This window comes from Peribacillus sp. FSL K6-5616 (assembly GCF_038008245.1).
Lineage (GTDB): Bacteria > Bacillota > Bacilli > Bacillales > DSM-1321 > Peribacillus > Peribacillus frigoritolerans.
In genome coordinates this window covers 665140-678740 of record NZ_JBBOYT010000001.1, presented here as the reverse complement: position 1 = coordinate 678740, position 13601 = coordinate 665140, and the positions used below count along the sequence as shown (strand labels likewise).

Genomic DNA, 13601 nt, shown 5'->3' with positions numbered 1-13601 from the left:
TTCCCGATGGCCTGACTCTCATTTCTTCATATTATATTTATCCAGGAAGCGATCCACCCGTCCGCCTTTTTCAGCAAACTTCTGCTTTCCTGTATAATAAGGGTGCGTATCCGAGCTGATTTCCACTTTTAATAAGGGATATGTTTGGCCGTCTTCCCAAACGATCGTTTCATTGGACGTCTTAGTGGAGCCTGTCAAAAATTTATACCCACTGTTGGTATCCATGAATACCACTTGTTGATAATCGGGATGAATTTCTTGTTTCACTATTATCACCTCATCGTCAGTATAGGTATATCTTAAACGTAATGATTACTATTATCAATCATTATGCTTGAAGGTACCAAAAGTCGGTACCTTCATTATAGTTTAATCTAGATGATCCACCCTTATTCAATTGTGTTCAGCCAGCCATGCCTTTATGCGGACCTGCCTGCAGTTCATACATTTGATAGTACTTCCCTTTCAGTTCCATTAATTCCTCATGTGTACCTTGCTCAGCAATCCGCCCTTTTTCCAGTACAAGAATTTGGTCGGCATTTTTTATCGTGGAAAGCCTATGTGCAATGATGAAGGTCGTTCTCCCTTTTTTCAGCACTTCCATTCCCTCCTGGATAATTGCCTCGGTTTCGGTGTCGATGCTTGCTGTCGCTTCATCCAAGATCAATATGGCCGGATTGAATGCAAGGGCACGGGCAAAAGAGATTAGCTGACGCTGTCCGGAAGACAGCGTTCCGCCTTTTTCGATCACGGGTTCGTCAAGCCCTAAAGGAAGATGCTTCAGCACTTTGTCCCCCCCGACATCTCTTAATGCTTTTTCAACCATTTCCCTTGTGATGCCTTTATGATTGAGACTGATATTGGAGGCGATGGTGCCAGTAAATAAATAGGGGTCCTGAAGGACGATCCCCATATGCTCCCTAAGCGTCTGATGGGGGATATCCAATATATTTCTGCCATCGATTTTGATCTGTCCTTCACTGCTGTCATAAAAGCGGAACAATAAATTCATTATGGAGCTTTTTCCTGAACCGGTGTGGCCAACTAAAGCGACCGTTTCCCCCTGTTTAGCGGAGAAGGAAATGTCCCTTAACACATATTCTTTATCCTTATAACCAAAAGAAACATTTTCGAATTGTACGTTTCCTTTGTATCTGGATATGTTTTCATCGCTGACTGCCAATCCCTTCTCATCCAATAAGCTGAACGTCCTCTCCCCTGCAACAAGCGCCTGTTCAAGATTAGCGAACTGATTGACGATTCCGTGAAGCGGATGTAGCAGGCGGCTGATCAAATCAACAATTGCATACATCATCCCTAAGGAAATGGCCGAACCCGCTGTAAGGGAAATACCGCCGAAATACCAGACGAAGGCCATCAGCGCCAAAACCTTAATGACGCCAATCAAGTTTCCACCCGTCAACGAGTTCAAATGGAGCATTTTATTTTGATAGGAAAAATGCTCCCGGTTCAGATTTTCAAAAGATTGCTTCGTCTCCTTTTCACGTCCAAATGCCTGAATGATGCTCATACCAGAAATGGATTCATTGATCATTCCATTAATATCGCTGACCCGTTCCCGAATGATGTGATTATATTTCGAGGCGAATTTACGGTATACCATCGTCCAGATAACGATGATCGGAATAAGTAGAAGGCCAATGGTACCGACTCGTGGATCCAGAATAAACAAAGCAATTAGAACGCCGAAAATATTAATGGTACTCGAGAAGAAGTTGGCGAGCACGGTTACATATAATTCCCGGATAGCTTCCGTATCATTAGTGACCCTGGCTACAACTTTACCCGCTGGCATATTATCGAAATAACGTATCGGCAAACGGGAAATATGCCTAAATATATCATTTCGCATCTTCTGTATGATTCGGTTCGCCGCTTTCTGTAAATAAAAACTCTGGCCATATTGAAAAATGGAGGAAAGGATGACAAGGCTGAAATAAAAAGCCACAAGCTTAATGATCCGCGGGATTTCCGGTTGATAAAATCCCATCACTTCCTGACTCGTCAATTTCACTGCTTGCGCACGTTGCTCTTTCCCGTCTTTCTTGATGATCAATGATTGGTTCTCCAAGGTTCTGCGCCCATCGATAGGGACAGCTTCATCTACGAAGACAAATTGATTGCCAACCTGCAGAACATGGACTTCCCTGCCTTTCTTCTCACCTTTTGCAAAGTAATCAGCCCGTTTATACCAATTTCCATCATACTTAACTGCATCTTTTCCTTTACCTGCTTCATACCAGGAAGATTCGATGCCAAGTATATGTGAATCGATGATTTTCTTGGCAACGAAAGGACCCGTTAAATCGGCCGCTACCGAAAGAGCAAGCATGATCAGGGCGCCAATGATCAATTTTTTATAAAGGGCAGCATAATTAAAAAGTTTCTTTACGACCTTCATGCCTTCACCTCCGTTCCTTCGTCAACCTGCTGTCGTTCATATTGCTCGCTATACCAGCCATCATTCAGCAGTAAATCCGCATGAGCCCCCTCTTCGATGATCTTTCCGCTGTCCAATACGATAATCCTGTCCGCGTGCTGAACGGCTGATAAGCGGTGGGTTGTGATGATGGTCGTTTTCCCTGCCCGTTCATTTTGGATATTTTCGATGATCGTCGTTTCCGTTTTTGCATCGACAGCGGATAAGGAATCATCCAATATAAGGATTTCCGGATTTTTGATCAATGCCCTGGCAATCGAGATCCTCTGCTTTTGCCCACCGGACAGAGCGACACCCTTCTCACCGACAAGTGTCTCTAGACGGTTTGGCAGCATCATTAAGTCCTTCTCAAAATCCGCAAGCCGGATGGCTTCAGCCAGTTCATCTTCCGTTGCATCCATTTTACCGAATAAGATATTTTCCCTAACAGTCTTCGAGAATAAAAAATGGTCCTGTGGAACATACCCGATCCATTCACGGATATCTTCAAGGTGCAGTTGCTCCAGCGGCTTGCCTGCAAAAGCGATTTCACCTGTTCCTAAAGGATATTCCCGCAGCAATTGCTTCACGAATGTCGTTTTTCCACTACCTGTTTTCCCCACTATCCCCAATGTTTGACCGCGCTCAAGCTGAACGGAAATATCGGATAGATTCACAACCGTTGAGGAGGGGTATGTAAAATGCACTGAATTGAATTGGATATTCCCCGGGTTCGTAATACTCTCCAGCCTCATTGAATTCTTCACATCCGCTTCATACGAAAGGGTATCCTGAACACGGTCTAGCGAAGCATTTCCCCTTTGCATGACATTGATCAGTTCACCCACCGCGATCATCGGCCAGATTAACATGCCTAGGTACACATTGAACGAAACAAGTCCGCCAAGCGTTATGGCCTGTTGAAACACAAGATAAGCCCCATAGCCCAACCCGATTAAATAACTGATGCCAATGATAATGCTGATCGTCGGATCAAAGAGGGCGTCGATCCTTGCCACGGCTAGGTTTTTGCGATATACATCCTCGGTCATTTCCTCAAATCGCTTTTCATCTTCCCGTTCCTGGACATAGGCCCGGATAACACGGACACCGGAAATGGATTCCAGGACCTTGTCATTTAAAGTGCCAAAGGCTGCTTGTGCATCCGTAAAACGTTTGTAAATTTTCTTCACGTAAATTTGCATCAGCACTGCCATGATCGGAAGCGGCAGCACCGCCGCAATCGTTAACTGCCAGCTGATCGTGGCTCCCATCATGACCACTACCGTGATGGTGAACAGCACCGCGTCAACGAGGGTCAATATCCCGAAACCAGCTGTGAGGGATATGGCCTTTAAATCATTGGTTGCCCTTGCCATTAAATCTCCTGTACGGTTTTTTTCATAAAAACTCGGCGTCATTTTCAGCAAATGTCCCATAAACCCAGACCTTAGTTTCCGTTCGACCAAGTTTCCGCCGCCGAATAACAGATAACTCCATAAGTAACCAAATAGGTAACTGCCGATCAGTACCATGAGCAAATAAATAACGTATTTCATGACCCCTTCCTGCGTCATGCTGCCATTGTTCATATCATCGATGGCATTCCCGACAAGTTTTGGCGGGATAACCTCCAAGATATTCACTAGACATAGAAATAAAATCGCCAAGGTGTAACGCTGCCACTGTTCTTTAAAGAACCAGGACAGCTTTTTAAAAATCGCAAACATGAATTCCCCTCCCTTTTGGTCAAACCTTTCACTCGCTAACCGCTTTCTGGATCTCCCGGCTGCAATAAGATTTCCAATGTTTTTTGTCTCATTTATAGTTCCTCCTATCCTTTATATGGAAAGGGTGCTAATGCACCTGGATCCAAAATGCCAAAAAGCCCCCGCCAATTAGCGGAAGCTTTTTTAGATGCGTAATAACACATATAAAAGCGCAGGCCGCGAAAATTCCACAACCTGCGCTTTAAAATCATGAATGGAAACGAGGAATCCTATGTCTGGAAAGACAAGGTCTCAGGGCAGGCGGACGTATGATATTCAATTGTGACATCACTGTGCTTAACTGATTTAGTCATGACGTTCGCCTCCTTTTCCATTGATTAATGGTAATTTTTAACTTGTTTTTAAAGATTACTACGATTGCATATTTTTGTCAATTGTGACTTTTCTAGATTATTGATGGATAATCCTTTATTCTAATAAGAATGACGCAACCTAAGGAGGTTCAGCATATGCAATGGAGAAAATATATACTCCTGGCGGTTCCCTTTTTATTATCAGCCATTTTCATCTTATTTGCCGTACCGGTCCAATATAGATTTTTATCCTTCATTCCTGTGTTTCTTTTCTGGATAGTTTATTATATTTTATTGTACCGGGAAAAGAAGAAAAAAAGATGACATCACCTTGGGGCCGTTGCAAATGCAACGCCCCTTTCTTGACGGCCCTGCATATAATGATCAAAAACATTCGTGGTGAAATGTATGCTTTCCCAATATTTGCAAAAGCTGTTGGGTAAACACCCTGCCAAAACCAAACCGATCATCGATTCTGAAAGATATGACACGCTAAAATCCCGTTTGCAAAAAGAGCTCTTTCAGCCTGTTGATGAGTCAAAAGCTTTTTTCCCCGAGGAAGCCGCTCTGATAAAAAGCATTCGAACCGAAACGGCTGCCTTGAACCGGAACAATATCACAAGAACACAAGCCTATCTTGCCTTTTACAATCGCAATCCAGAGATCCATTGGGCCTTTTTAGCACATATGGTTTCGAGGAATGGCGGATACCATATGACTGACTTGAAAAGTTCAAACATGACCCATCTCCTTGACAGAGCGGAACGGCAGAAATTTTTCCTTTTCCTTGAGCGTGCCAATTCAGCCATATTTGCAGATGCCTTCCCCCAGCTTCTTTTATATGAACATTCTAAACAAAAAGAACTTCCGTTAAGAAGGTATTTACCAGTATTCCGCATTTCAAGATTCATGGCCCCGATTTGGGAATCTTTCATCGAAGAGCCCCATTCACCCCTTTTGACAACGGCCCTTATCATTAATGAACAAAGAATGCTTCAGGAAAGGATATTAAAACGCACCCGTCATGGTGAAATCCTCCGCAGGCTTGATTTTCAGCTTCAGGAATACTTAGGCTTCATGAAAGTGATCTTTCCTTATGCAAACAAGCAAAAAGGACTTCATTCCTTGACAGGACTTACCGTCGAACGCTTTGCCGACCCGAAACAGCGCATTGCAACGGGGAAATTATTATATGGGCTTCTTTTTCAGCATCCGGTGGTTTTTCGCGGTGTTGGCCATTTTACAAAAGAGATTTCCCACACGGGTTCCAGGGAGGATTACTGGGCAAGCATATATACCTCTGATGGATCCACGTCAAAAGCTGATAAAATCTTCAGTCCCACTCTTCATGATGCATGGAAAGATCAACTATTCTTTCCTCCCCATTCCTTTGATTGGTTCACGAATGAAAGCTTCATGGAAGATTTACGAAGTTTACCGATCATTAAAAAGGAGGACCTGACCAACGAGGTGCTAGAAAATGTCAAGCAGCTCAAAACCCTTAACGAAATGAAAGCCATTTTCTAGCATGATGCCTCTTACCTTGAATATCCCATCCGCCATTTGGCAAGAATGGTTAGCAAAAAGAATGGGTGAATCAAATGAGAGGCATTGTACTATTGAATCCAAATTACAAAATTGGGGATTTACATACGGATGAAAGCTTGGCAATCCAAAAGATCGTGACGGACAGGTATATGGAAGAGAATAATATTTCCCCGGTCATACTCAATCCGTATCAAATCCACCCTTATTACACCATCCCGCATGAGCTTCTATCCAATTTACAAAGTAAAAAAACGGGGCAAATCGATTGCCTTGTGCTTCACTCCCTGGAAACCATTGAACGCTTCAACTATATTTACCCTGAAAAATGGTATGAGCTATGCGGATATTTCAAAGGGATTATCAGTGTCACGACTCAAACTCCCGTTAGGAAATATGAAGCAAAATAAAATCATGGTACTTAAGTCGCTGTAGTGAATTAGGGTTATAGTCATTAATCGTTCATGTACAAGACTTCTTTCCAAGTACCTTGATTTATGCTCCCCTTTTTTATATGAGCACCCAAACCACGCATCCCTACTAATGATGCCGCTGTACCGCTTCTTCCTCTATTTATCTATTATATCAATTTTCCCAATTATAAGATTACTAGGAATTATATAACTTCAAAACATTCTTTTGGAAATATAGATAAATTTACGGATAAAGCATAGAAAAATAAGTTAATTTTATATATCATTGGAGATAGGAATTTTCTTATTTTTTACTTTTACTAGAAAGGAATGTTAATGATGGCCAAAGAAAAAAAGAAAAAAACCCCAATTCCTTTCCGACTGAACTTCATGTTCTTTTTAATATTCATTTTATTTTCAAGCTTAATAATCCGGCTTGGCATCGTCCAAATCGTGTATGGGGATGATTACCTCCGCGAAGTCGACCGAACGGAAAACGATGTGGCCAATACCCCCGTTCCCCGTGGTAAGATGTATGACCGGAACTTGAATCCGGTCGTTGATAATGAGCCGCGTAATGCCATCACCTATACGAAATACCCGAATACGAAAACGGCCGATATGGTGAAGACGGCAGAGGTCCTTGCCACCTTGATAGAAAAGGATACCAAAAAGGTAACCCTGCCGGATAAAAAGGATTTTTGGATTTTAAAGCATCCAAAAGAGGCCGAAGCCTTGATCACCAAGGCCGAGAAGAAGAAGGTCATCGAAAAGAAACTGGAGCAAAAAGATTTATACAAACTTCAAATGGAGCGGGTAACCGATGAGAATATAAAGGAATTCTCAAAAGATGAATTGGAAGTGATTGCCATCTTCCGGGAATTCAATAGCGGCTATGCCCTCGCACCGTCGATCGTGAAGAATAAAGATGTCACCACTAAGGAATTCGCCAGGGTCTGCGAACATTTGGATGAAATGCCAGGTGTGGATGTAACGACGGATTGGGAAAGGACCTATAAGTATGACGAGACCCTCCGCTCGGTTCTTGGCAAGGTCTCTTCTTCCGAAGAAGGCATTCCCAGTGAAAATATCGACTATTACCTGGCACGCGACTATACCAGAAATGACCGGGTCGGAAAAAGTTATATTGAAAAGCAATATGAAGATGTCCTCCGCGGTCAAAAGACGCGGATTGAAAATGTGCTGAGCAAAGGGGAAGTCATCAAAACGAATACCCTCACTGAAGGGCAAAGCGGAAAGGACTTGGTCCTTACAATTGATATGGAGCTGCAGCAGCAGGTTGAAAAAATCATCGAGAACGAATTGCGCAAAACCAAGGCTAAGGGAAATACCTACTTATTGGATCGTGCCTTCGTCGTTTTAATGGACCCGAATACAGGCGAGGTTCTTACGATGGCCGGCAGGCAATATGGCCGCAACAGTAAAACCGGATTGACCGAAATGAACGATTTTGCCCTTGGAAACATAACGACCTCCTATACGATGGGATCATCTGTTAAAGGAGCCACTGTCTACACAGGCTTTCAGACAGGAGCCATCGCACCAGGGTCAGCTTTTTTTGACAGGAAACTCGATTTAGCAGGAGCTCCTCCGAAAGGATCTTATAGTGATTTGGGTTATGTAACCGATGTCTCCGCGTTAAAGAAATCGTCGAATGTCTATATGTTCATGACGGCAATCAAAATTGCCGGCGGTCATTATATCCCTAACCGGCCGTTAGGAATCAACCGGGAAGCTTATTCCATCATGCGGAATCATTATGCCCAATTTGGCTTGGGTGTCCGTACCGGCATCGACCTACCAAATGAATCCGTCGGGTTTAAAGGAGTCGATATGTCAACAGACGGATTGCTGCTGGATTTATCGATCGGGCAGTATGATACATATACCCCCATGCAATTGGCACAGTATGTTTCAACGATTGCAAATGGCGGAAAAAGGCTTGAGCCCCATATGGTCAGGGAAATCAGGAATCCCTCCAACGAACACAATGAATTGGGTAGCGTCTTTAAAACGATGAGTCCCAAAGTGTTAAACGATTTAGGCGGGAAGGACGTTTGGTTGCAGCGTGTCCAGGAAGGATTCAGGCAGGTCGCCCAGGAGCCAGGCGGGACGGCATATAAATACTTCGGCGGGAAGTCTTACCGTGCGGCAGCAAAAACGGGTACTGCCGAGGCCTTTTATGACGGACCGCGGAGGAATCAATATAGCGCGCCAGTCCCGACTATCAATTTGACGCTTGTAGGTTATGCACCTCACAATAATCCGGAAGTGGCATTTTCTGTCGTCGTGCCATGGGTGTATCAAGGCCAGCCCTCTGATGATATTAACAAACGGATCGGGCGGGACGTAATGGACGCCTACTTTAAATTGAAGGAAAAAAGAGCAAAAGGTGAATCTGATGCAGATAAAGCAGTAGAAAGCACTCAATGATGAATACAAAAAAGGCCTGCTCGATTACGAGCAGGCCTTTTTATGATGCCCATTCATTCCAGCTTTTGAACGAATTCCTTATAAAGGGCCCTAAGGGCATCTCCCCTGCTGATGATGCCGACGACTTTATCATTTTTGTCCACGACGGGGATTTTCTTGAAATGATGCTTGGAAAGGACCTTTATCAATTCATCTAGCGGATCTTCGGGAGATAGCTTTGTAATCCTTTTATTTTTAATGATTTGTGAGACTTTATCATTCATTTTGGATGTAACCTTTTCATCCAATTCTTCACCGGGGAGAACCGTAATGTAGGTGAAATACCCCATGATGGCTTCCTCTGCAGGTGTCAAGTAACGAAGGATATCCCCGTCCGTCACCATTCCCAATAGCTTATCATGTTCATCCACGACGGGGACCCCGCCCACTTTATTATCGATCAAGATCCGCAGAATTTCCTTTAATGTAAAATCAGGACGGGCTACAAAGACTTCCCTTATCATGAAATCCTTAACTAACATATTACCACCCCTTTTTTAAGTTTGTACGTTCTGTATTCTTCTCTCCCCTATGAATACCCTTACTTACTCTATTTAAAAACCCTTGCCGCCTGAACTGCCTTTTTCCAGCCATTATATAAATCCTTCCGTTCCTGTTCTTCCATCTCGGGTTCGAATTTCTTTTCGACTGCCCATAGCTTTGAAATCTCTTCCTGACTTTCCCAATATCCGACAGCGAGCCCCGCCAAATACGCCGCTCCTAACGCTGTCGTTTCACTAATAATGGGTCTTTCGACTGGTACATTCAGGAGGCCGCTTTGGAATTCCATCAAGAAGTTGTTTTTGACAACCCCGCCATCGACCCTCAATGCCTTTAGGTTAATCCCTGAATCGTCTTCCATGGCGCTTAGGACATCTTTTGTCTGGTAGGCCAATGCTTCCAAAGTTGCCCGGACGAAATGGTCCTTCGATGTTCCCCTTGTCAGTCCGAATATAGCTCCCCTGACATCACTATCCCAATAAGGGGTACCTAATCCAACAAATGCGGGAACTACATAGACACCATCGGCTGAAGTGACCCGCAAAGCATACTTTTCACTGTCTTTCGGATCATGCAAGAGTTTCAGTCCATCCCTTAACCATTGTATGGCCGAACCTGCGACAAAAATACTTCCTTCCAAGGCATATTCGACTTTTCCATTCAGCCCCCAGGCAATCGTGGTCAACAGGCCATGCTCTGATTTCACTGCCTTTTCTCCTGTGTTCATCAGCATGAAGCATCCGGTGCCATACGTATTCTTAGCCATTCCTTTTTCAAAGCATTCTTGGCCGAACAATGCGGCCTGTTGATCTCCCGCTGCTCCGGCAATCGGGACTTCGTGCCCAAAGAAATGGTGTGGCGCTGTTTTACCGTATACCTCCGATGAAGAACGAACATCCGGAAGCATCGACCGCGGAACTTGCAGGATTTCCAGCAGCTCTTCGTCCCACTTCAGGTCATGAATGTTATACATCAGCGTCCTTGAGGCATTCGAATAATCGGTTACATGTGATTTACCACCCGAAAGTTTCCATATCAGCCACGTATCGATCGTACCAAACAATAAGTCTCCGTTTTCAGCCTTTTCCCGTGCCCCATCTACATGGTCGAGAATCCATTTCACCTTCGTTCCGGAAAAATATGCATCAATCAATAATCCGGTTTTCTGCAAAAATAAGTCATCGAGGCCTTCACCCTTCAATTGCGTACAAATTTCGCTTGTCTGCCGGGATTGCCAGACGATGGCATGATGAATCGGCTGACCTGTTTCCTTATCCCATACTACAGTCGTCTCCCGTTGATTCGTTATGCCAATTCCAGCGATCTGTTCATGCTTTACATTCATTTCCGATAGACAGGAAGCGATTACCGATAGGATGGAACCCCAAATTTCATTGGCGTTATGCTCCACCCATCCTGGATTCGGAAAATATTGGATGAATTCCTTTTGGGCAATATGCAAAACTTCCCCGCTTTTATTAAATAAAATGGCCCGGGAACTTGTCGTTCCCTGGTCCAATGATAGTATGTAAGTCTCCACGGCTGTCTCCTCCTGCACTTAAGAAAAGGTTCATTTCAGCTTAAGTGTCATGCTGTTTTTTCTTTCTTCATTTTACTAGATATACCCGTGAAAACAAAAAATATATAAACTACAGCAGAAAACTGAAAAATATTGGCAGGTTAAGAGTTTATCTTTTACAATGAAAATAAGATTGATAGGAGGAATGGAAATTGAATAATCATGAAATAGATTTTAAGTTATATGGAGATGACATGCAGTTTGTTGAAGTGGAATTGGACCCTCAGGAAACGGTGATTGCCGAAGCTGGAAGTTTAATGATGATGGAAGATCAAATCAAGATGGAAACCATCTTTGGTGATGGTTCTTCGAATGGTGACAGCGGAATGATGGGTAAGCTATTCGGTGCCGGGAAACGGCTCCTTACTGGTGAGAGTCTTTTCATGACGGCTTTTACGAATGAAGGACGAGATAAAAAACACGTTTCATTCGCCTCTCCATATCCAGGTAAAATCATCCCGATGGATTTAAGCGAGCTGGGCGGGAAAATCATATGTCAAAAAGACGCATTCCTGGCGGCCGCAAAAGGCGTTTCGGTCGGAATTGAGTTTCAGAGAAAAATAGGGGCAGGCTTCTTTGGCGGCGAAGGCTTCATCATGCAAAAACTAGAAGGAGATGGAATGACCTTCGTTCATGCCGGCGGCACGATCCATAAAAAGGAATTGGCTGCAGGGGAGATTTTACGCGTCGATACAGGGTGTTTAGTGGCAATGACTAGCGGGGTAGATTATAATATTGAAACTGTAAAGGGCGTGAAAACCGCTTTGTTCGGCGGCGAAGGTTTATTCTTTGCAACATTAAAAGGACCCGGAACAGTCTGGGTGCAATCTTTGCCATTCAGCCGGCTTGCCAGCCGTGTATTTGCTGCAGCCCCGCAAAATGGAGGATCATCCGAAGAAGGCAGCGTAGCTAGAGGCTTATTCAATTTATTCAACGATAAATAAGAACCGGACCAATGGCTGCCATCCTGGCAGTCATTGATCTTTTTGAAAAGGATGGGTAGCTACATGCAGCTTGTTAAGTGGTCCTACATGAGACGCTATAATATCAGGGCAATTTTTGATCAATTCCCGAATTCGCCTGTTATTTTCCGAAAAATAAGAGATTACTATTTTGTTTATACCGTTCACTGGACAGCTGCCGATGCCCCTATCGGCATAAAAGAGCTTGAAGAAATGGAACAGCTGCTCAACCGTGAGCTCGGGACTGAACTGCAATATCTCTGCCGAAAAAAATGAGTTACTCCTCGTATATCATTTTTCTTGTCATGCCTCCATCGACGATAAGATCCTCACCCGTAACGAAATTATTTTCCGTTGCCGTCAAATAAAGACAGGCCCTTGCAATATCGTCGGGTTTGCCAACCCGATTGGAAAAATGCTGCTGGTGATCTTCATCCCTCAGCGATTCATAATCTCCCGTTTCAATCCACCCCGGAGAAATCGAATTGACCGTAATTTTCTCTTTGCCCAAAGAAGCGGCAAGTGCATGTGTCAGTGCTTTGATCCCTCCTTTGGTTGCTGCATAGGATTCCGAATCAGGTTCAGACATCATCGCTCTGGTTGATGCTATATTGATGATCGCACCTCCCCTTTCATTTTTCTGCATCGATTCTGCCGCGGCCCGGGAACAAAGGAAAACACTGCGCAAATTCGTATTCATCATATCGTCCCATTCCTCTATCGTCAGATCATAAAGCGATTTGAATAATGCCTTTCCTGCATTATTGATTAATATATCAATGGTCTTGTATGTTTTTAGAGTTACATCCATCAATTGTTGAATGTCAGCTTCCTTGCGTACATCCGTTTTAACGAACATGGCTTCATGACCGTTACTTTTGAGCTCTTCCACACACAGAAGTCCTTCCCGCTCGTCCAAATCTGCGAGAACGACTGAAGCGCCGCTTTCTGCATATCCCTTTGCCACGCCTCTCCCTATCCCATTCGAAGCACCTGTTACAATCACCGTTTTATTTTTGAAATCCATTATTCCAACCTCACTTTCACAGCCGCTTTTCCCTATCATAATATCCAATCCGCTCCACTTCAAACAATTTTGAGCTATTTAAAAATCCTTTTCCTTATCATCAATAATCGCAGGGACCCTTATATTTTTGTAGCTGCCCTAAAGTGATGTATGATAGATGGTAACAACAAGAATGAACCAGAGTGAAAGGCATCCGCTATTATCTTTCTTACAGTGTAAAAATTTATATTGGAGGAATGTAAAAATGGACTTATTAAAAAATGTGTTTTCTTTAGGATTAGGTGCTGCCGCTGCTACAAAAGAGCAAATTGAAAAAACGGTGGACTCTCTTGTCAAAAAAGGCGATATCAGCAAAGAAGACTCCAAGCTCCTTATTAAGCAATGGGTCGAAAAAGGGGAGCAAGCCCAAAAGCAGCTGGATGATTCCGTCAAGGCCAAAGTCAATCAAGCCCTCAATGGCCTAAACTTGGCAACTAAAGAAGAAGTCGAGGAATTGGAGCGCCGTATCGTAATTTTGGAGAAACAGAACCAAAACTTACAACCGTGACAGGAGGTACT

The 13601-nt window shown here is 43.7% G+C and carries 13 protein-coding genes; 7 read left to right on the top strand and 6 right to left on the bottom strand.

Annotation, left to right across the window (positions count from 1 at the left end):
- Nucleotides 1-18 precede the first annotated feature (18 nt).
- The 3 genes from MHB45_RS03230 to MHB45_RS03220 all read right to left on the bottom strand — a co-directional run bounded on the left by MHB45_RS03230 (nt 19) and on the right by MHB45_RS03220 (nt 4170).
- The gene (locus MHB45_RS03230) at nt 19-267 is read right to left on the bottom strand and encodes a type B 50S ribosomal protein L31 (RefSeq protein ID WP_034314776.1); all 249 of its coding nucleotides are present in this window, start codon (nt 265-267) and stop codon (nt 19-21) included.
- A gap of 136 nt (nt 268-403) precedes the next feature.
- Nucleotides 404-2422 (bottom strand): ABC transporter ATP-binding protein, encoded by a 2019-nt coding sequence (locus MHB45_RS03225; RefSeq protein ID WP_048687425.1) that lies wholly within the window; start codon nt 2420-2422, stop codon nt 404-406.
- Nucleotides 2419-4170, bottom strand: coding sequence for an ABC transporter ATP-binding protein (locus MHB45_RS03220; RefSeq protein WP_202186554.1), 1752 nt, complete (start codon nt 4168-4170; stop codon nt 2419-2421). The genes MHB45_RS03225 and MHB45_RS03220 overlap by 4 nt, the downstream gene beginning before the upstream one ends.
- A 509-nt stretch (nt 4171-4679) precedes the next feature.
- Between MHB45_RS03220 and MHB45_RS03215 the strand changes: the two genes are divergently transcribed.
- The 4 genes from MHB45_RS03215 (at nt 4680) to MHB45_RS03200 (ending at nt 8935) form a co-directional block, all read left to right on the top strand.
- The gene (locus MHB45_RS03215) at nt 4680-4847 is read left to right on the top strand and encodes a hypothetical protein (RefSeq protein WP_153246154.1); all 168 of its coding nucleotides are present in this window, start codon (nt 4680-4682) and stop codon (nt 4845-4847) included.
- An 84-nt stretch (nt 4848-4931) separates the two neighbouring features.
- Nucleotides 4932-6050 (top strand): DUF2515 family protein, encoded by a 1119-nt coding sequence (locus tag MHB45_RS03210; RefSeq protein ID WP_072272533.1) that lies wholly within the window; start codon nt 4932-4934, stop codon nt 6048-6050.
- Between the two features lie 74 nt (nt 6051-6124).
- Nucleotides 6125-6478, top strand: a complete 354-nt coding sequence (locus tag MHB45_RS03205; protein WP_048687430.1) for a hypothetical protein — start codon at nt 6125-6127, stop codon at nt 6476-6478.
- Between the two features lie 342 nt (nt 6479-6820).
- The gene (locus MHB45_RS03200; RefSeq protein WP_340907347.1) at nt 6821-8935 is read left to right on the top strand and encodes a peptidoglycan D,D-transpeptidase FtsI family protein; all 2115 of its coding nucleotides are present in this window, start codon (nt 6821-6823) and stop codon (nt 8933-8935) included.
- A 53-nt stretch (nt 8936-8988) separates the two neighbouring features.
- On the opposite strand, the gene MHB45_RS03195 is transcribed toward MHB45_RS03200, so the two are convergent.
- Entirely contained in the window at nt 8989-9456 is a 468-nt protein-coding gene (locus MHB45_RS03195) for a CBS domain-containing protein (RefSeq protein ID WP_034314788.1), read from the bottom strand.
- Nucleotides 9457-9524: 68 nt separating this feature from the next.
- Nucleotides 9525-11015 carry a glycerol kinase GlpK gene (glpK, locus tag MHB45_RS03190; protein ID WP_340907346.1) on the bottom strand — a complete coding sequence of 497 codons (1491 nt, stop codon included), beginning with the start codon at nt 11013-11015 and terminating at the stop codon, nt 9525-9527.
- 191 nt (nt 11016-11206) lie between these two features.
- On the opposite strand from glpK, the gene MHB45_RS03185 reads away from it, so the two are divergent.
- Both MHB45_RS03185 and MHB45_RS03180 read left to right on the top strand, forming a co-directional pair.
- Nucleotides 11207-11998, top strand: coding sequence for a TIGR00266 family protein (locus tag MHB45_RS03185; protein ID WP_048687434.1), 792 nt, complete (start codon nt 11207-11209; stop codon nt 11996-11998).
- Between the two features lie 87 nt (nt 11999-12085).
- Nucleotides 12086-12292 carry a hypothetical protein gene (locus MHB45_RS03180; protein ID WP_237752157.1) on the top strand — a complete coding sequence of 69 codons (207 nt, stop codon included), beginning with the start codon at nt 12086-12088 and terminating at the stop codon, nt 12290-12292.
- A 1-nt stretch (nt 12293) separates the two neighbouring features.
- On the opposite strand, the gene MHB45_RS03175 is transcribed toward MHB45_RS03180, so the two are convergent.
- Nucleotides 12294-13043: a glucose 1-dehydrogenase gene (locus MHB45_RS03175; RefSeq protein ID WP_340908152.1), complete on the bottom strand. Its 750-nt coding sequence runs from the start codon at nt 13041-13043 to the stop codon at nt 12294-12296.
- Nucleotides 13044-13287: 244 nt separating this feature from the next.
- On the opposite strand from MHB45_RS03175, the gene MHB45_RS03170 reads away from it, so the two are divergent.
- A complete protein-coding gene (locus MHB45_RS03170) occupies nt 13288-13590 on the top strand; it encodes a phasin family protein (protein ID WP_048687436.1) in 303 nt (100 codons plus the stop codon).
- Nucleotides 13591-13601: the final 11 nt, after the last annotated feature.

Coding starts and splice junctions, on each gene's coding strand:
- MHB45_RS03225 (WP_048687425.1), bottom strand. CDS start 2,422: ATGAAGGTCGTAAAGAAACTTTTTAATTATGCTGCCCTTTATAAAAAA.
- MHB45_RS03220 (WP_202186554.1), bottom strand. CDS start 4,170: ATGTTTGCGATTTTTAAAAAGCTGTCCTGGTTCTTTAAAGAACAGTGG.
- MHB45_RS03215 (WP_153246154.1), top strand. CDS start 4,680: ATGCAATGGAGAAAATATATACTCCTGGCGGTTCCCTTTTTATTATCA.
- MHB45_RS03210 (WP_072272533.1), top strand. CDS start 4,932: ATGCTTTCCCAATATTTGCAAAAGCTGTTGGGTAAACACCCTGCCAAA.
- MHB45_RS03205 (WP_048687430.1), top strand. CDS start 6,125: ATGAGAGGCATTGTACTATTGAATCCAAATTACAAAATTGGGGATTTA.
- MHB45_RS03200 (WP_340907347.1), top strand. CDS start 6,821: ATGGCCAAAGAAAAAAAGAAAAAAACCCCAATTCCTTTCCGACTGAAC.
- MHB45_RS03195 (WP_034314788.1), bottom strand. CDS start 9,456: ATGTTAGTTAAGGATTTCATGATAAGGGAAGTCTTTGTAGCCCGTCCT.
- MHB45_RS03180 (WP_237752157.1), top strand. CDS start 12,086: ATGAGACGCTATAATATCAGGGCAATTTTTGATCAATTCCCGAATTCG.
- MHB45_RS03175 (WP_340908152.1), bottom strand. CDS start 13,043: ATGGATTTCAAAAATAAAACGGTGATTGTAACAGGTGCTTCGAATGGG.
- MHB45_RS03170 (WP_048687436.1), top strand. CDS start 13,288: ATGGACTTATTAAAAAATGTGTTTTCTTTAGGATTAGGTGCTGCCGCT.